Origin of the sequence: Mesorhizobium sp., from assembly GCF_017306585.1 — a bacterium.
In the GTDB taxonomy this organism is placed as follows: Bacteria; Pseudomonadota; Alphaproteobacteria; order Rhizobiales; family Rhizobiaceae; genus Mesorhizobium.
Genome location: NZ_JAFKIC010000261.1, coordinates 1 through 15,355 on the forward strand (window position 1 = coordinate 1; position 15,355 = coordinate 15,355).

Below are 15,355 nucleotides of genomic sequence, written 5' to 3' on the forward strand. Positions count from 1 at the left end.
AAAGGCGCCGCGCCGAGAGAAGCTCGGCCGGCGCCTCTATCTCGTTCCATAGGCGTCAATCAGCGCGTGGGAACTGGATGCTCGCCGCGATAGTCGTAGAAGCCGCGCCCGGTCTTGCGGCCGAGCCAGCCGGCCTCGACATATTTCACCAGCAGCGGGCAGGGCCGGTATTTCGAATCCGACAGGCCGTCATGCAGCACCTGCATGATCGACAGGCAGGTGTCGAGGCCGATGAAGTCGGCAAGCTGCAGCGGTCCCATCGGATGGTTGGCGCCGAGCCGCATGGCGGTGTCGATGGCATCGACCGTGCCGACGCCTTCATAAAGCGTATAGATCGCCTCGTTGATCATCGGCAAAAGGATGCGATTGACGATGAAGGCCGGGAAATCCTCGGAGACCGTAATCGTCTTGTCGAGCTGCTTCACATAGGTCTTGGCCGCCTCGAAGGTCTGGTCCTCGGTGGCGATGCCGCGCACGAGTTCGACCAGCTTCATCACCGGCACCGGGTTCATGAAATGTATGCCGATGAAACGCTCCGGCCGGTCGGTCTGCGCGGCAAGGCGCGTGATCGAGATCGATGAGGTGTTGGTCGCCAGTATGGCTTCGGGATTGAGCTGCGGACAGAGCTGGGCGTAGATCTTGCGCTTGACCGTCTCGTCTTCGGTCGCGGCCTCGATGACCAGGTCCGCGCCGGCGAGATCAGCCATCGTCGGTGCGGACGAAATGCGCGCCATCGCCTGATTGCGCAGCTTCTCGTCGAGCTTGCCGGACCCCACCTGGCGGGCCATGTTGCCGCTGACGGTGGCGATGCCCTTCTCGATGCGGTCGGGCGATATATCGTAGATCAGCACCTTGTAGCCCGAAAGCGCGGAGACATGGGCGATACCCCCACCCATCTGGCCCGCACCGATGATGCCGATCGTCTCGATCTTGCTCATTACACCGATCCCGTCCGGAGCCGTCACGCCTGAATTGCGAACGCGCCCCACCTTTTTGTTTTACCGCAATTCCGGACAGAAAACCGCTACCCACGCGTCCTGGAATTGCTTCGAGCCTTCGCGGCCTGCTTTTTGTGCGGTGCAAACTAAAAGGGCGGGGCGACTTCGTCTACCCCACCCCCTGTAATTTAATACGCTTTGTCAGGAAGCGTCAAAGCGCCTTCTGCAGCTCCGGCAGGACGACGAAGAGATCGCCGACGAGGCCGTAATCGGCGACCTGGAAGATCGGCGCTTCCTCGTCCTTGTTGATGGCGACGATGACCTTCGAATCCTTCATGCCGGCAAGGTGCTGGATGGCGCCGGAAATGCCGACCGCGATGTAGAGATCGGGGGCGACGACCTTGCCGGTCTGGCCGACCTGCCAGTCGTTCGGCGCGTAGCCGGCATCGACGGCCGCGCGCGAAGCGCCGACAGCGGCGCCGAGCTTGTCGGCGACCGGAAGGATGACATCCTGGAACTTCTCCGAGGAGCCGAGCGCGCGTCCGCCCGAGATGATGATCTTGGCCGAGGTCAGTTCCGGACGATCGGTTTCCGACAGCTTGTTCTCGACGAAGGTGGACAGGCCGGGATTGGCCGCCGCGTTGACGGTCTCGACCGAAGCCGAGCCGCCCTCGGGCGCTCCCTGGAAGGAGGCGGTGCGCACGGTGATGACCTTCTTGACGTCGGTCGACTGCACCGTCTGGATGGCGTTGCCGGCATAGATCGGCCGCTTGAACGTGTCTGGCGAAACCACCTCGATGATCTCCGACACCTGCGCGACGTCGAGCAGGGCGGCGACGCGCGGCGCGATGTTCTTGCCGGCGGAGGTGGCGGGGGCGACGATGGTGTCGTAGGCACCGGCCAGCGAGACGATAAGTGCCGCTGTCGGTTCGGCCAGCCGTTCGGCCAGTTCGTCGGCTTCGGCAAGCAGCACCTTGCTTACGCCCTTCAGCTTGGCGGCAGCGTCGGCGGCGCCCTTGGCGCCCTTGCCGGCCACCAGCACATGCACGTCCGAGCCGATCTGCAGGGCGGCCGAAAGCGCCTTGGCGGTCTGGTCCGAAAGGGTGGCGTTGTCGTGTTCGGCGATGAGGAGAATTGCCATTTGTCTGTTCCTTTCCTGACCGCTTAGAGCACGCCGGCTTCGTTCTTGAGCTTCTCGACCAGCTCGGCGACGCTCTTGACCTTGACGCCCGCCTTGCGGCCCGAGGGCTCTTCGGTCTTGATGACCTTGAGGCGCGGCTTGACGTCGGCGCCGTAGTCGGCCGGGCTCTTCTCGTCCAGCGGCTTCTTCTTGGCCTTCATGATATTAGGCAGCGAGGCATAGCGCGGCTGGTTGAGGCGAAGGTCGGCTGTGACGATCACCGGCATCTTCAGCTCGACCGTCTGCAGGCCGCCGTCGACTTCGCGCGTCACCTTGGCCTTGTCGCCTTCGATGACGACCTTCGAGGCGAAGGTGCCCTGCGCCCAGCCCAGAAGGGCGGCGAGCATCTGGCCCGTCTGGTTGCTGTCGTCGTCGATCGCCTGCTTGCCGAGGATGACGAGGCCGGGCTTCTCGGCCTCGACCACGCCCTTCAGCACCTTGGCGACGCCGAGCGGCTCGGTCTGTTCGTCGGTCTTGACCAGGATGGCGCGGTCGGCGCCCATGGCGAGCGCGGTGCGAAGGGTTTCCTGCGCCTGCTGCGGGCCGATCGAGACGACGATGATTTCTTCCGCCTTGCCGGCTTCCTTCAGCCGGATCGCTTCCTCGACCGCGATCTCGTCGAACGGGTTCATCGCCATCTTGACGTTGGCGAGCTCGACCGCCGAACCGTCCGCCTTCACACGAACCTTGACGTTCGCATCGACAACCCGCTTCACGGGCACAAGGATCTTCATTTGCCTGTCACCTCTTCACGCTAGTTGGGCGCGCTATAGCAGCCCGCGCCCGCTCTGAGTTGTCGAAAGCCGACATTCCTGATGGAAATTATGGTCTCTGACCGCCTTGGGCTGCGGCGGAGACGTTTCCGTAGTTGCGGCAACCCCGCGCGTCAATACGCAGAAAGCTGCTCAAATCGGTTCAGTTTGGGCCAGACGGGTTTCCCCGGCCCCAGCGGGTGGTGGTGGCCGGTTGCTCGGGCGTCTCTGGCTCAACGGCAACCGGCGGCTGTTCGGGGGCGGAAGCCACGGCATCCTCGTCGGCGGGAGCAAACAGCGGCACGCCACGGCTGCGCAGGACCAGCACGAGAATTGCCCCGGCTATGATGCCGCCAATGTGGCAGGCCCAGGAAATCTGGTCCTCGCCGCCGGCGGCGAACATGACGATCTGGAATGCCACCCACAGGATGAGCGGAATGAAGGCCGGAATCCGCAAGGGAATACGGGCGAAGGCAAGCACCCACACCTTCACCCGGGGATAGAGGATGAGATAGGCGACGACCACGCCGGCGATGGCGCCGGAGGCGCCGATGAGCGGCACCTGCGAGTCCCAGGCCACAAGTCCCTGGAAAGCGGCGCCGGCGATCGCGCAGAGCAGGTAGAAGATCAGGTACCTGATATGGCCGAGCGCATCCTCGACATTGTCGCCGAACACCCACAGGAACAGCATGTTGCCGCCGAGATGGAAGATGTCGCCATGCAGGAAGGAATAGGTGACGTAGCTCAGGCTTTCGGGAATGATGATGAAGCGGGGGTCGAGTTGGGCCGTGTCGTGGACGACGGCCGGAATGAAGCCAAGGCCGAGCACCGCTGCATTGTTGAAGGCCTCGCCGCTGAGCGAGGTGACGCAATAGACCAGCGCGTTCGCCACGATCAGGCCGATCGTCACATATTGCAGGCGGATGTGGCGCAGCCTGTTGGTGTCGTAAAGCGGGATGAACATCGATCCCCGGTCCCCTCCCGCCGTTCGGACAATTCAGCGGTTCTTGCCGGGCACCCATAGCACGTCGGCATTTCCATTGTCATTGACCGCACGGGCGGCGACAAACAGGAAATCGGAGACGCGGTTGATGTATTTCAGGCCGTCGCGATTGACGTGTTCGCCTGACACCTGGGCCAGCGCCACCATCAGCCGTTCGGCCCGCCTGGCCACGGTTCGGGCGAGGTGGAGGGCGGCAGCCGCCGGGGTGCCGCCGTTGAGCACGAAGGATTTCAGCGGCTGGAGATCCTTGTTGAGGAGATCGATGTCCTTCTCCACCCGGTCGGTCTGCGCGGCAACGATGCGCAGCGGTTCGTATTCCAGCGGCTTGCCGTCATCGGGAACCGCGAGATCGGCGCCGAGGTCGAAGAGGTCGTTCTGGATGCGCGACAGCATCGCGTCGATCGCCGGATGGCTGGTGGCTGTGTGGATGCGCGCCATGCCGATGCAGGCATTGGCTTCGTCCACCGTGCCGTAGGCATCCACGCGCAGATCGGATTTCAGCCGTCTTTCGCCGGTGCCGAGGCCGGTCGTGCCATCATCGCCGGTGCGGGTGTAGATCTTGTTGAGCTTGACCACATCGCCTCCCCGAAACGTGTCACTTGCGGGTGAAATACACGGCGAGCAGGATCAGCACCAGCGCCACCGCCTGCAGCATCACGCGCGCCTGCATAAGCTTGTTCGACGTGACGCCGGAACCGCCGCGCATCATGTTGATGAGACCCCGGATCAGCACGATCACCACGGCGGCCATGACCAGGATGGCCAGAATGTTGAAGACGGTTGCCATTGTTGCGTTTCCAGTCGTTTGTCGTGTTCAGGCGCGCTTGGCCATCAGGCGGTAGAGCATCGATGCGGGCAGGACGCGTTTGAGCGCGGCGCCGATCTTAGCCGGCACTGTTACCACATAGTGCGGGCGCGGGCGCCGCGACAGAAGCGCATGGCGCAGAACCTTGTGGACCACTTCCGGCCCCGGCTTCAGCGCCGACTGGCTGCCACCGGCGCGCAGCCGCTCCAGCTGTGCCTCGTACTCCACCCGGTGCACCGAGTTCTCATGGTCGACGTTTTTCAGGAACCAGGGCAGGCCGTTGCTGGCGATCCTTGATTTCACCGGGCCCGGCTCGATCAGCGAGACGTGGACGCCGCTGCCTTCCAGTTCCTGGCGCTGGCACAGCATCAAGGCTTCGAGCGCGTGCTTGGAAGCCGAATAGGCGCCGCGGAAGCGCACCGGCACCAGGCCGAGGATCGACGAGCAATGGACGAGCCGGCCATGGCCCTGGCCGCGCATCACCGGCACGAGCCGGCGGGTCAGGTCATGCCAGCCGAAGAAATTGACCTCGAACTGCTCCTTGAGCGCTGCCACGGAAAGGTCCTCGACGGCGCCGGCCTGGGCATAGGCACCGTTGTTGAACAAGGCGTCGAGCCGGCCACCGGTGCGGCCGAGCACCGCCGCCACCAGGGCCGCGATGGAGGCCGGTTCGCTGTAGTCGAGATAGAAGGCCTCGATGCCGTCAGCTTCGAGCGTGGCGATATCCTGCGGCTTGCGGGCGGTGGCGAACACCCGCCAGCCTTCGGCCTTCAAAGCGCGGGCGCAATAGGCGCCGATGCCGGACGATGCGCCGGTGACGATGATGGTGCGCAACTCCGGGGCTGGTGAATTCGTGGTTTGACGAAGGGTTGCCATTTGCCGCATTCACTTCCCATATTCGCGGCGTCGAGACAATCGAAGGGAGCGCGCGTTCTTGCTGCGGAATATTGTTGCCCTGCGCCGCGTGCTCTACGACGCGATCGGCCACTTCAACACCGATGACGGCTGGGCGATGGCCAGCCATCTGGCGATCACCTCGCTGATGGCACTGTTTCCGTTCCTGATCTTCGCCACGACGCTCGGCAGCTTCCTCGGCGCGCAGGCCTTCGCAGACACCGCCGTGCATCTGGTGTTCGACACCTGGCCCGATCAGATCGCCAAGCCGATCGCGCATGAGGTGCTCAACGTGCTGACGGTGCGGCGCACCGACCTTCTGACCTATGGCGTGGTGCTTGCCGCCTATTTCGCCTCGAACGGCATCGAGGCGCTCCGCACCTCGCTCAACCGTGCCTACCGCGTTACCGAGACGCGCGGCATCATCTACCGCCGCATCCAGAGCATCTTCTTCGTGCTCATCGCCACGGCCGGCTTCCTGGCCATCAGTGTGCTGCTGGTGTTCGCGCCGTTGCTGGCTCGGCTGGCGGAGTCGCATTTCGAGTGGATCAAACCCTATACCGGCACCATTACCCTGTGGCGCTACGTCATTGCCTCGACCGTCATCATCGGCGGGCTCTTTGCCGTTCACTACTGGCTGCCGGCCGGCAAGCGCCGCTTCGTCTCACTGGTGCCCGGCATCATCTTCACGCTGGTGGCATGGCTGGTCGGCTCGACCATGTTCGCCACCTATCTCGACCATTTCTCGTCCTATGTGACGACCTATGCCGGCCTGGCCTCGATCATGATCGCGGTGGTGTTCCTCTACATCGTCTCGGCGATCTTCATCCTGGGCGGCGAGCTCAATGCCGCCATCAGCCGCTATCTGGAGGCGCGGGGGCGGGTGGGGTGAGGGAGGGGGAACTGGAGAATTGAGGAATTGTGGAATTGAAGAATTGAAGAAAAATTGGACATATCCGGTGCTGCGCGCTTCTTCCTCAATTCCTCAATTCCTCAATTCCTCAATTCCTCAATTCCTCAATTCCTCAATTCCTCAATTCCTCAATTCCTCAATTCCCTAGTTCTTCAATTCCCCTTGCCCCTGACCTGCCGAGCCGTCGCCAGCCCGACGCCGAATGTGGTGATTGCCATGCCGACGATCTGGAGGGCGTTGAGCTGTTCGTCGAACAGGGCCCAGGCGATGACGGCCGTCACCGCCGGCACCAGATAGAAAAGCGAGGCCACCTTCGACATCTCGCCGTCGCGGATCATGACCATCAGGAGGAAGATGGCGCCGACCGACAGCACGAGCACCAGCCAGGCCATGGCGAAGATCAATTCGCCGTTGATGACCACCGTGTGGGTCTCGAAGGCGAGCGCCGCCAGGATCATAAGCGCTGAGCCGCCGACATATTGCCACATCGTTGCCGCCACCAGGTCGCCGCCGGACGCGAAGCGCTTTTGCCAGATGGTGCCGGCGGCCATGCCGAGCACCGAGATGAGCGACGCCGTCAATGTCGCCGCCGTCACGCCACCGCCCAGCGCGCCGAGCTTCGGCCACAGCACGATGACGATGCCGATCAGGCCGATGCCGAGGCCAAGCCAGTGGCGCGGCAGGATCGCCTCGCCGAGAAACTTGCCGGCAAGCACGGCCGTGATCAGCGGCTGCAGGCCGACGATCAGTGCCGAGAACCCCGCTGGCATGCCCCGGTGGATCGCCCAGAAGACAGCGCCCAAATAGACACCATGCATCAGCACGCCGGCGCCGGTGGCATGGAGCGCTTCCTCGCGGCTGGCTCTTTTGGAGCCCAGCACGACGGTGAGGATGGCAAACAGGATCGCGGCGATGACGAAACGCGCCGCCAGGAAGGTGAATGGTTCGGCCCAAGGCATGGCGTAGCGAGCGCCGATGAAGCCGGTCGCCCACAGGACGACGAAAGTGGCGGGGATGAACCGCTTGAGGCTGTGCATTGTCCGGAAACCGCCGCTGGTAAGATCTGGCGATGCTCTAGTCCCGTTCAGTCCGGCGCGCAAAACGAAACGATTGATCCATACATCACCGGAATTCAACGGGCGGCGCGCTCATACCCCGATCATCCGCCTGACATCATCTGGCGATGCGCCGGCGTCACGAAGCGCCGCCAAGCCCATATCGCCGAGACTTTTCGACAGTTTCCGTCCGTCCGGCCCGAGAATGAGCCGATGGTGGAAGTAGGCAGGCTCAGGCAAACCGAGCAGTTGCTGGAGCAGGCGCTGCACGCCGGTCGCGGAAAACAGATCCTGTCCGCGCACGACATGGCTGATCCCTTGCGAGGCATCGTCGACGACGACGGCGATATGGTAGCTGGTCGGAATGTCGCGCCGCGCCACGATGACGTCGCCCCAATCCTGCGGGCGGGCCGCCACCGGACGTGTCGCCGACAGCGTTTCATCGGTGAATTCGTTCCACGCCAGGTCCTCGCTGACACGTGCCATGGCGGCGTCGACGTCCAGCCGCCAGGCGAAGGGCGCATTGTCAGCCATGCGCCGCTTGCGCTCCTTCGCCGGCAACGCCTTGTCGGCCGGTGGATAGAGCGGCACGCCGTCGGGGTCGCGCGGCCAGTCGCGCCCGCGCTGCTCGCTGTCGGTGATGAAGGCCCTGACTTCGCCACGGCTCATGAAAGCCGGATAGACGAGGTCTTCGCGGATCAGGCGGTCAAGCACGGCTTCATATTCCGGGAAATGCTCGGACTGCCGGCGCACCGGCTCTTCCCAGCCAAAGCCAAGCCATTTCAGGTCGGCGAGCATGCCGGCCTCGAATTGCGGCGTGCAACGCGTGGTGTCGATGTCCTCGATGCGCAGCAGCATGCGCCCGCCGGCGGCGTCCGCCAGCTTCTGGTTGAGCAGCGCCGAATAGGCATGTCCAAGATGCAGGTCGCCATTGGGGCTGGGCGCGAAGCGGAATGTCAGGAGCGTCATGTCTGAGGCGGCAATCGGGTTGTGCTGTGGTTTTGGCCGTTGCTACTTTGCGGCGCATTCATGGACAAGGATACAATGCAACGCATCGCCACACTGGACGACGTTGAGCGCGGGCTCGATGCGCTGTGCATGATCGATCCGCGCCTGGAAAAGGTGCGCGGCATGGCCGGCGAGGTGCCGCTCAGGCTTTCGGAACCGGGGTTCAGGAGCCTCGCCTCGATCATCGTCTCGCAGCAGGTGTCGCGGGCGAGCGCCGATGCGATCTTCGGCCGGCTGACGAAACTCGTCGACCCTCTGACGCCGCAGGCGATCCTTGCCGCCGGCGAGGACATGTTTCGCGAGGCCGGCCTGTCGCGGCCCAAGCAGCGCGGGCTGATCGCGGTGGCGCAAGCGGTGGCCGACGGCCTCGACCTGCATCACCTCTGTTCCCTCGACGCCGAGGAGGCGATCGCGGCGATGACGGCGGTGCCTGGGATCGGTCCCTGGACGGCGGAAGTGTACCTGCTGTTCGCCGCCGGGCATCCGGACATTTTCCCGGCGCGGGACGTTGCCTTGCAGAGCGCCGTCGGCCACGCGCTTGGCATCGACCCGCGTCCGCCCGAGAAAATGCTGATCGCGCTAGCCGAATCATGGAGCCCGTGGCGAGGGGTCGCATCGCGGCTTTTCTGGTCCTACTATCGTGAAACCAGGGGCAGGGATGCCGCGCCGCCGAGCGGAACTGTCGAAAAAGCATGAAAATCATGCGTTTTTGGCGCTTCGCGGCAGCGACAATCCGCTTCACATCCCTGTCATGTCGGGCTTACAGTATCCGCGCCGAACGGACGGACTTTTGAAGCGGCACAGGATCCTTTGCGAGAGTCGAATTCGACTTTCCGGGTCACGTGCGAACCAAGGAGGTCAACAAGGTGACGGTTGCCGTATCTCCGGATGGGCTTCCAGCGCTGGTGCTGAACGCGGACTACCGTCCGCTCAGCTACTACCCCTTGTCGCTCTGGTCCTGGCAGGATGCCATCAAGGCGGTGTTCCTCGATCGGGTGAACATCGTCGCCGAATACGAGCATGCGGTCTCCTCGCCGACTTTCTCGATGAAGCTGCCCAGCGTGGTCAGCCTGAAGGCTTATGTGAAGCCGTCCAGGCACCCCGCGTTCACCCGCTTCAACGTGTTCCTGCGCGACCGCTTCCAGTGCCAGTATTGCGGCACGCCGGAGGATCTGACCTTCGATCACGTCATCCCGCGTCATCGGGGCGGCGCCACGACATGGGAGAACGTCGTGGCCGCCTGTTCGCCCTGCAATCTGAGGAAGGGCGGCATGATGCCGTCGCAGGCCAAGATGTGGCCGCTGCAGAAGCCGTACCAGCCAACCGTGCACGATCTGCACAATAACGGCCGGCTGTTCCCGCCCAACCATCTGCACGAAAGCTGGATGGATTATCTGTATTGGGATGTGGAGTTGGAGCCTTGAGAGGGCTCTATGCTCCTAAAAGTAATTTCTTGCACCTTGCTTCGCTGTGGGGCGGACCTTGGTTTGTGGTGATGTAGACGACTTGAATTCCGATCTTGTATTTTTTTGCGTATTGTTCCGCAATTGCCAGCTGGGCTGCATAGCCACGCTCTCTGACAACGCGAGGATCGTCCTTTCTGACGAATGCGGCAGGTTTCGCAGAGTAGGCCGTCACACATGCATATCCAGCCTTGAAGTCTGATGCTTTTAGCAGCTTTTCTGTTATTCTTATAATGCAGTTAAGATTCCCTGAGTTGCCTACAACTATAATTTGAATTGTGGCCTTTGGCTGATATAACCCGCTTTCACCACAGCGAGCGCTGGTGAATTCTATTCTGCGACCAACGTCAGATTGTCCCAAAACCCTTTCCTTGGAATAAGATTGAACTGCAAGGAATGGTAAAAAAAACAAAGCAGCTAACGTGATATTGATATAACCTATTGGCGATTTCATTGTTTCCTACCTTATCCATTGTTATTGGAGATTGCCGCAGTTTGGGGCATTTTTTGTTTTGAATAGTTTTCCAGCTTCGCAACCAAAATCGTCAAGCTTTAAAGGTCTCTGATCAGCTTTTTTATTCGAAGTTGTTAGGCGATTGATCTTGACCAAGCGTTTTTTCAATCCCTTGAGACCACGTCGGGCACTTGAGAGATGCGCGCCGGTGGGAAAGCTGTCGATATAGGCCTGATAGGAAAGTTGAGTATTGTCCTTCAGAGCTGCTGCCCATGCGGCATCGTCAGCGGCTTGCTGTTCCAGGAGATCGTCGGCTTGCCTTTTTAGATCGCCTAGGCTCTGGCGAGCGGCCGCGAGATGCGTGCCGGTGGGAAAGCGGTCGATATAGGCCTGGTAGGCGGTCTGGGTGCCATCCTTCTGTGCCTCAGCCCAAGCGGAATCGTCGGCAGTCTTCTGGGCGACTAGATCTGCTGTCTGTTTCTTCAGAGCTAGGTTCTGGTGTGCAAACGAGGCATGTGCACCAGTTGGAAAGTGATCAAGATAAGCCTGATAGGAAAGTTGAGTATTGTCCTTCAGAGCTGCTGCCCATGCGGCATCGTCAGCGGCTTGCTGTTCCAGGAGATCGTCGGCTTGCCTTTTTAGATCGCCTAGGCTCTGGCGAGCGGCCGCGAGGTGCGTGCCGGTGGGAAAGCGGTCGATATAGGCCTGGTAAGCGACCTGGGTGCCATCCTTCTGTGCCTCAGCCCAAGCGGAATCGTCGACGGCTTGCTTGGCAAGCAGATCATCAGTCGGCTTCTTCAAGATGTCGACATTTCGCTGAGCATCGGTGCTCGTCGATTGGTCAGGAGTGATTTGTCTCGGATAAAACTCGAATATCAAAATAAGAAGCATAATTCCAGATATTATATAAACAAAATTCCATTTTTTAAATAAATATGTCCTGGGACTCCCTGATTCGTCTGAAATATTTGTATCTACGCCTGCTATAAAATCCTTTTCAAACGGCGCAGTATGCTCTTTCTGGTTGCTCTGAAAGGTATATAGATTTGGAAATATTCGAAACGAGGCCATGTCGCCGTCGCTTCGTCCGGATGCGTGAACTTCCGGCCTAACTGCCCTGTCGGGATACTTGTTCCTTATTTGTCTTACCGTGTGAGGATGAAGGTCCGCGAACGATAGAAAAGGAGGTCCTCCAGAAACGCCCCGATTTAGTACCTCGATCAGACCTCCACTAAACATCGTATACTTCGATGATTTTTCCGAGATGGCCATCGTATTGGCATTGGCTGCACAAAGGAGGGTTGTTCCATACGAAGGCAATGCATCAAAGGTATCAATATCAATTTTACTTACGTGTGCACCTTGCGTGATAAAACCTTCCACGGCAGCGCCGGCAAAGCAGGCATCGATTATAACAAAAAATCGAGCGTCGCCGGCTGATCTCCGCAAATTTTGTCCCAGGTCAATAATTTTATAAGCGCTGACGCTTAAATTTTCCTGATCAGTGCTTCGTAGAGCTAGGCAGTATCTTTGATCAATGGTCGTAAATGATCCATGACCAGTATAGTAAATTATAATATTCTTTATTGATAAATCTTTAATTCTAGTTAGAAATTTTTTTATCTCTTTGTTTATATCCGAAACACTTTTTGTTGAATCAAACAGGTCAAGCATATTTTCTTGAGGGATATTCATGCCTTCGTAACGGAGGAGGTAGTCCTTCATTGCTGTGGCGGATTCCCTGAAGGCGTTGGAATCTTCCCAATCTGAATCAGGAAAACTGCTGGCTCCTATGATTATCGCGTAGGTGGGATCGATAGGACGCATCTCACTTGAGTTCTTCAAGTGCCTTAATAATCTTTGATATGTCGTCGGTATTCTTTATGGTTATCCGCGACTTGCTTCCCGGAATCTCTATATCAATAGATTTCTCGTTGTGCCTCGATATCCATGTTAACGCATGTTTAACAAACTCGGCGATGAGCGGCGACGTAAGTATGATTGCCACAATTGTTCCGCTATCTTGCGTATCCTCTCGTTCCCTTTTTTGCTTGGCCGATATTCCAGATATTATCGAAATCTGCCTGGCAAAATCAGCAGCAAGAACGTTCTTTCTAGGCAAGTTTGCATTTGGAAATGATACCGAAAATTCCACTGAAATGATCCCCGTAGCGACAGTACGACGCGCCATAATTGATCATAACACTGGCAATCTAGCAACAGTCTAGGAAGCCGTTTCGAGGAGCCGTAATAAGCCAAAGCTCTCCGCTTGGGTTACCTTACCTTACCTCGCCGCTCAGTCGCGCGACAGCGCGCCGCGGAAGGCGACGGCGGCCAGGATAAGGCTGGCGATGGCGTTCCAGCCGGCGAGCGACAGGCCGAGGATGCGTAGCGCGGCCTTGTCGCAGGAAGGCGGCACGAATTTGTCGAGCGCGTCGAGCACGCCCTTGCCGCCGGTGTCGACCGGCCCGGCGCCCGCCGTGCAGTCGGCCGGCCCTTGCCACCAGGCCCATTCGACGCCGGAATGGTAGACGCCGAGATAGAGGCCGTAGAGCATCAGAAGACCGCCAATGGCCAGCAGGCCGCGTGTCAGCCATGCCGGTGCGCGAAGCATCGATGCGACCGCCGCCAGCACCATCAACGGGACGCCGATGTAGTAGGGGGTGCGCTGCTCCAGGCACAGGTGACAGGGGATGTAGCCGCCAATGTGCTGGAAGCCCAGGGCCGAGCCGACGGTCGCGGCCATCGCGACGGCTAAAAACAAGGCTGCCCGGGTCCGCTGGCGTCCGGTATCGGCATTCATGCTCGCTGTCATGGTCTTTCGTCCGTTGTGTTCGCCGCCCGCCAGATCCGCATGCTGCCGCCCGACCGCCAGTCGGTTCGAGGCAGATGCTTCAGAGCGCGTATTTGATCAGGATATAGAGCAAAATCAGGGCAACCGCGGCTGCGCCGGCGATCAGGCCGAGGCGCTTTTCGATGAATTCGCGGATCGGCTCGCCATAGCGGCGCAAAAGCCACGCCAGGAACAGGAAGCGGCCGCCGCGTGCCACGATGGCCAGCACGATGAACAGCAGCAGATTGACGCCGAGGGCACCGGACAGGATCGTCACCACCTTGATCGGGGGCAGATGGGCGGCGCCTGAAGTGATCAGCATCAGAACGATGAGCTCGATGCCGACACCAGCCGAAGCCCGCAGCTGTTCGAACTCGTCGTACTTGCCATAGAATTCGAGGATCGGGCGCGCCACCGCGTCATAGGCGTAGTGGCCGATGAACCAGCCGGCGATGCCGCCCAACACCGAAGCGACGGTGGCAACCAGCGCGTAGCGGTAGGCCCGGTCCGGGCGCGAGAGCGCCATCGGCAGGTAGAGAACATCCGCCGGCACCAGGAATACGGAGCTTTCGACAAAAGCGATGAAGGCCAGCCACCATTCGGCGGATTTCCGCGCCGCCAGCGACAAGGTCCAGTCGTAAAGTCCGCGAAGCATCGGCTCTCCTAGTGCAAATCACCCAAATGCGCGCAAACGCCCCTGGGACAAAGGCATGGATGAAAGGACCCAAGGCGCCGCGGGCCATATCCTCAGCCACGCCGCGCCATGACGCGCCGCCTGTCTAGAAAGATTTTCCGCGCCGCACAATGGCAGCGCCGCGACGAAATCGAAAGGCGAAGTTTGGTCGCAGCCGGGGTTTCGGGGCGATTGGCCGTTGACGAACAGGCCTCCAACCGTATAGTCCGCGCCATCCAGGCCGCCCGGCCTGAGCCCCTATGGCGGAATTGGTAGACGCGCTCGACTCAAAATCGAGTTCCGCAAGGAGTGCTGGTTCGATCCCGGCTAGGGGCACCATTTTCTTAATCTCATGCGAGTTCGCCTTACTCACCGCTCCGATGGGGCGTGCCATTTCCTTTCACCGCCATTCCCGCCGATCACATGCGCGTGAGAACGGCGCCGGGGGAGATGCCGGCCTCTCGACGGAAAACCGATGCTTCACTACCGTTTCAGAGGGTTACAGGAATTCAGGCTGACAGTTCTTGGCGCCGAGGGTGGATGGGTAGCGTTGCCCGCGATGACATAGTGGAAGCGGCTGCCGCGCCTGATGGCTGGGCGACGGCGATGGACCTGCTTAGGCGCGGGTTCAAGGCTCACCACACGATGATCTCAACCAATGGCGCGACCCGCGCCAGCATGCCGTTCGTGGTGACCGCGGGTCTGGATGACGGCGCGACGGCCAGGTTCACGTCGCAACGCGCCAACGATCTGTCGGCCCCTTGGCAAAGGGCGCTGACGCCCGGCCGGGTGGAAGCATCGCACGACATCATGACCGACAGGGCTTTCGAACGGCTCGATTTCTACAACGAGATCATCCGGCCGACTGGCTGCTACTACGGCGCCGTGATCCAGATGATGGCGGGCGACCTTTCCTTTCACGTCAATGTCTGCCGCGAGAAATCGGCCGGGCTCTATCTGGCCAGCGATCTGCGCGGCGTGCAGGCCATCGTGCACGGGCTCGGTCCTGTCCTGTCTTGGCAAAAACGGCTGCACGACCTGTCGCTTCATGTCGAGGCGCTCGAACAGGCGATCGACGGCCTGCCGGACGCCGTCTTCCTGTTCGACGCGTGGCGCCGGCCGGTCTATCTCAACCGCGCCGCACAGGCGCTCACAGCCATCGACGGGCCTTTCCGGCTGGCCGGCGACGGCCTGACGCTGCAAACGGCAAGCGCCACACAGGCGCTTGCCCGCGCAATGGCGCTGGCGCTCGACGGATCGGAGGAGCCGGCCCGGTCGTCGCTGCGCGTTCCTCGGCACGACGGCGCACCGGATCTTCTCGTGACGGTTTCGCGCGGCCCGTTGCCCGGCTATGCGCCTCGAGGTGTACGCCCCGTGCACGTTT

The 15,355-nt window shown here is 60.7% G+C and carries 18 protein-coding genes and 1 tRNA gene; 5 read left to right on the forward strand and 14 right to left on the reverse strand.

Annotation, left to right across the window (positions count from 1 at the left end; all coding sequences use genetic code 11):
* Positions 1 to 59: 59 nt before the first annotated feature.
* The 7 genes from J0I79_RS30855 to J0I79_RS30885 all read right to left on the reverse strand — a co-directional run bounded on the left by J0I79_RS30855 (position 60) and on the right by J0I79_RS30885 (position 5,554).
* Positions 60 to 938, reverse strand: a complete 879-nt coding sequence (locus J0I79_RS30855; RefSeq protein ID WP_292868522.1) for a 3-hydroxybutyryl-CoA dehydrogenase — start codon at positions 936 to 938, stop codon at positions 60 to 62.
* 211 nt (positions 939 to 1,149) lie between these two features.
* Complete coding sequence (locus J0I79_RS30860; RefSeq protein ID WP_292868525.1) at positions 1,150 to 2,079, reverse strand: electron transfer flavoprotein subunit alpha/FixB family protein; 930 nt, start codon at positions 2,077 to 2,079, stop codon at positions 1,150 to 1,152.
* A gap of 23 nt (positions 2,080 to 2,102) precedes the next feature.
* Positions 2,103 to 2,852 (reverse strand): electron transfer flavoprotein subunit beta/FixA family protein, encoded by a 750-nt coding sequence (locus J0I79_RS30865; RefSeq protein ID WP_292868528.1) that lies wholly within the window; start codon positions 2,850 to 2,852, stop codon positions 2,103 to 2,105.
* Positions 2,853 to 3,033: 181 nt separating this feature from the next.
* Entirely contained in the window at positions 3,034 to 3,834 is an 801-nt protein-coding gene (locus J0I79_RS30870) for a rhomboid family intramembrane serine protease (RefSeq protein ID WP_292868531.1), read from the reverse strand.
* A 33-nt stretch (positions 3,835 to 3,867) separates the two neighbouring features.
* Complete coding sequence (locus J0I79_RS30875) at positions 3,868 to 4,449, reverse strand: cob(I)yrinic acid a,c-diamide adenosyltransferase (protein ID WP_292868534.1); 582 nt, start codon at positions 4,447 to 4,449, stop codon at positions 3,868 to 3,870.
* 19 nt (positions 4,450 to 4,468) lie between these two features.
* Positions 4,469 to 4,660, reverse strand: a complete 192-nt coding sequence (locus J0I79_RS30880) for a twin transmembrane helix small protein (protein WP_027031242.1) — start codon at positions 4,658 to 4,660, stop codon at positions 4,469 to 4,471.
* Between the two features lie 27 nt (positions 4,661 to 4,687).
* The gene (locus J0I79_RS30885) at positions 4,688 to 5,554 is read right to left on the reverse strand and encodes an SDR family oxidoreductase (protein WP_292868539.1); all 867 of its coding nucleotides are present in this window, start codon (positions 5,552 to 5,554) and stop codon (positions 4,688 to 4,690) included.
* A 58-nt stretch (positions 5,555 to 5,612) separates the two neighbouring features.
* On the opposite strand from J0I79_RS30885, the gene J0I79_RS30890 reads away from it, so the two are divergent.
* A complete protein-coding gene (locus J0I79_RS30890) occupies positions 5,613 to 6,464 on the forward strand; it encodes a YihY/virulence factor BrkB family protein (RefSeq protein WP_292868542.1) in 852 nt (283 codons plus the stop codon).
* 173 nt (positions 6,465 to 6,637) lie between these two features.
* Here J0I79_RS30890 and J0I79_RS30895 read toward each other — a convergent pair whose 3' ends face one another.
* Positions 6,638 to 7,522 carry a DMT family transporter gene (locus J0I79_RS30895; protein ID WP_292868545.1) on the reverse strand — a complete coding sequence of 295 codons (885 nt, stop codon included), beginning with the start codon at positions 7,520 to 7,522 and terminating at the stop codon, positions 6,638 to 6,640.
* Positions 7,523 to 7,633: 111 nt separating this feature from the next.
* On the reverse strand, positions 7,634 to 8,509 hold the full coding sequence (gluQRS, locus tag J0I79_RS30900) for a tRNA glutamyl-Q(34) synthetase GluQRS (RefSeq protein ID WP_292868548.1): 876 nt from the start codon (positions 8,507 to 8,509) through the stop codon (positions 7,634 to 7,636).
* A 75-nt stretch (positions 8,510 to 8,584) separates the two neighbouring features.
* Between gluQRS and J0I79_RS30905 the strand changes: the two genes are divergently transcribed.
* Together J0I79_RS30905 and J0I79_RS30910 are read left to right on the forward strand one after the other, a co-directional pair.
* Positions 8,585 to 9,244 (forward strand): DNA-3-methyladenine glycosylase, encoded by a 660-nt coding sequence (locus tag J0I79_RS30905; RefSeq protein WP_292868575.1) that lies wholly within the window; start codon positions 8,585 to 8,587, stop codon positions 9,242 to 9,244.
* A 170-nt stretch (positions 9,245 to 9,414) separates the two neighbouring features.
* Complete coding sequence (locus J0I79_RS30910; protein WP_140691782.1) at positions 9,415 to 9,972, forward strand: HNH endonuclease; 558 nt, start codon at positions 9,415 to 9,417, stop codon at positions 9,970 to 9,972.
* A 7-nt stretch (positions 9,973 to 9,979) separates the two neighbouring features.
* On the opposite strand, the gene J0I79_RS30915 is transcribed toward J0I79_RS30910, so the two are convergent.
* The 5 genes from J0I79_RS30915 to J0I79_RS30935 form a co-directional block, all read right to left on the reverse strand.
* A complete protein-coding gene (locus J0I79_RS30915) occupies positions 9,980 to 10,465 on the reverse strand; it encodes a hypothetical protein (RefSeq protein ID WP_292868557.1) in 486 nt (161 codons plus the stop codon).
* Between the two features lie 21 nt (positions 10,466 to 10,486).
* Positions 10,487 to 12,292, reverse strand: coding sequence for a caspase family protein (locus J0I79_RS30920; RefSeq protein WP_292868560.1), 1,806 nt, complete (start codon positions 12,290 to 12,292; stop codon positions 10,487 to 10,489).
* Position 12,293: 1 nt separating this feature from the next.
* On the reverse strand, positions 12,294 to 12,620 hold the full coding sequence (locus J0I79_RS30925) for a hypothetical protein (protein ID WP_292868563.1): 327 nt from the start codon (positions 12,618 to 12,620) through the stop codon (positions 12,294 to 12,296).
* A gap of 141 nt (positions 12,621 to 12,761) precedes the next feature.
* On the reverse strand, positions 12,762 to 13,280 hold the full coding sequence (locus J0I79_RS30930; protein WP_292868566.1) for a disulfide bond formation protein B: 519 nt from the start codon (positions 13,278 to 13,280) through the stop codon (positions 12,762 to 12,764).
* 79 nt (positions 13,281 to 13,359) lie between these two features.
* Entirely contained in the window at positions 13,360 to 13,953 is a 594-nt protein-coding gene (locus J0I79_RS30935) for a YqaA family protein (RefSeq protein WP_292868569.1), read from the reverse strand.
* A 272-nt stretch (positions 13,954 to 14,225) separates the two neighbouring features.
* Between J0I79_RS30935 and J0I79_RS30940 the strand changes: the two genes are divergently transcribed.
* Both J0I79_RS30940 and J0I79_RS30945 read left to right on the forward strand, forming a co-directional pair.
* Positions 14,226 to 14,310: transfer RNA gene (locus J0I79_RS30940), tRNA-Leu, on the forward strand.
* A gap of 201 nt (positions 14,311 to 14,511) precedes the next feature.
* On the forward strand, positions 14,512 to 15,355 hold an 844-nt coding region (locus tag J0I79_RS30945), incomplete at its 3' end, for a hypothetical protein (RefSeq protein WP_292868572.1).

Excerpts from the sequence above, each read along its gene's own strand:
- J0I79_RS30855 (WP_292868522.1), bottom strand. The coding sequence starts at position 938 with ATGAGCAAGATCGAGACGATCGGCATCATCGGTGCGGGCCAGATGGGT.
- J0I79_RS30860 (WP_292868525.1), bottom strand. The coding sequence starts at position 2,079 with ATGGCAATTCTCCTCATCGCCGAACACGACAACGCCACCCTTTCGGAC.
- J0I79_RS30865 (WP_292868528.1), bottom strand. The coding sequence starts at position 2,852 with ATGAAGATCCTTGTGCCCGTGAAGCGGGTTGTCGATGCGAACGTCAAG.
- J0I79_RS30870 (WP_292868531.1), bottom strand. The coding sequence starts at position 3,834 with ATGTTCATCCCGCTTTACGACACCAACAGGCTGCGCCACATCCGCCTG.
- J0I79_RS30880 (WP_027031242.1), bottom strand. The coding sequence starts at position 4,660 with ATGGCAACCGTCTTCAACATTCTGGCCATCCTGGTCATGGCCGCCGTG.
- J0I79_RS30885 (WP_292868539.1), bottom strand. The coding sequence starts at position 5,554 with ATGGCAACCCTTCGTCAAACCACGAATTCACCAGCCCCGGAGTTGCGC.
- J0I79_RS30895 (WP_292868545.1), bottom strand. The coding sequence starts at position 7,522 with ATGCACAGCCTCAAGCGGTTCATCCCCGCCACTTTCGTCGTCCTGTGG.
- gluQRS (WP_292868548.1), bottom strand. The coding sequence starts at position 8,509 with ATGACGCTCCTGACATTCCGCTTCGCGCCCAGCCCCAATGGCGACCTG.
- J0I79_RS30905 (WP_292868575.1), top strand. The coding sequence starts at position 8,585 with ATGCAACGCATCGCCACACTGGACGACGTTGAGCGCGGGCTCGATGCG.
- J0I79_RS30915 (WP_292868557.1), bottom strand. The coding sequence starts at position 10,465 with ATGAAATCGCCAATAGGTTATATCAATATCACGTTAGCTGCTTTGTTT.
- J0I79_RS30920 (WP_292868560.1), bottom strand. The coding sequence starts at position 12,292 with ATGCGTCCTATCGATCCCACCTACGCGATAATCATAGGAGCCAGCAGT.
- J0I79_RS30930 (WP_292868566.1), bottom strand. The coding sequence starts at position 13,280 with ATGACAGCGAGCATGAATGCCGATACCGGACGCCAGCGGACCCGGGCA.
- J0I79_RS30935 (WP_292868569.1), bottom strand. The coding sequence starts at position 13,953 with ATGCTTCGCGGACTTTACGACTGGACCTTGTCGCTGGCGGCGCGGAAA.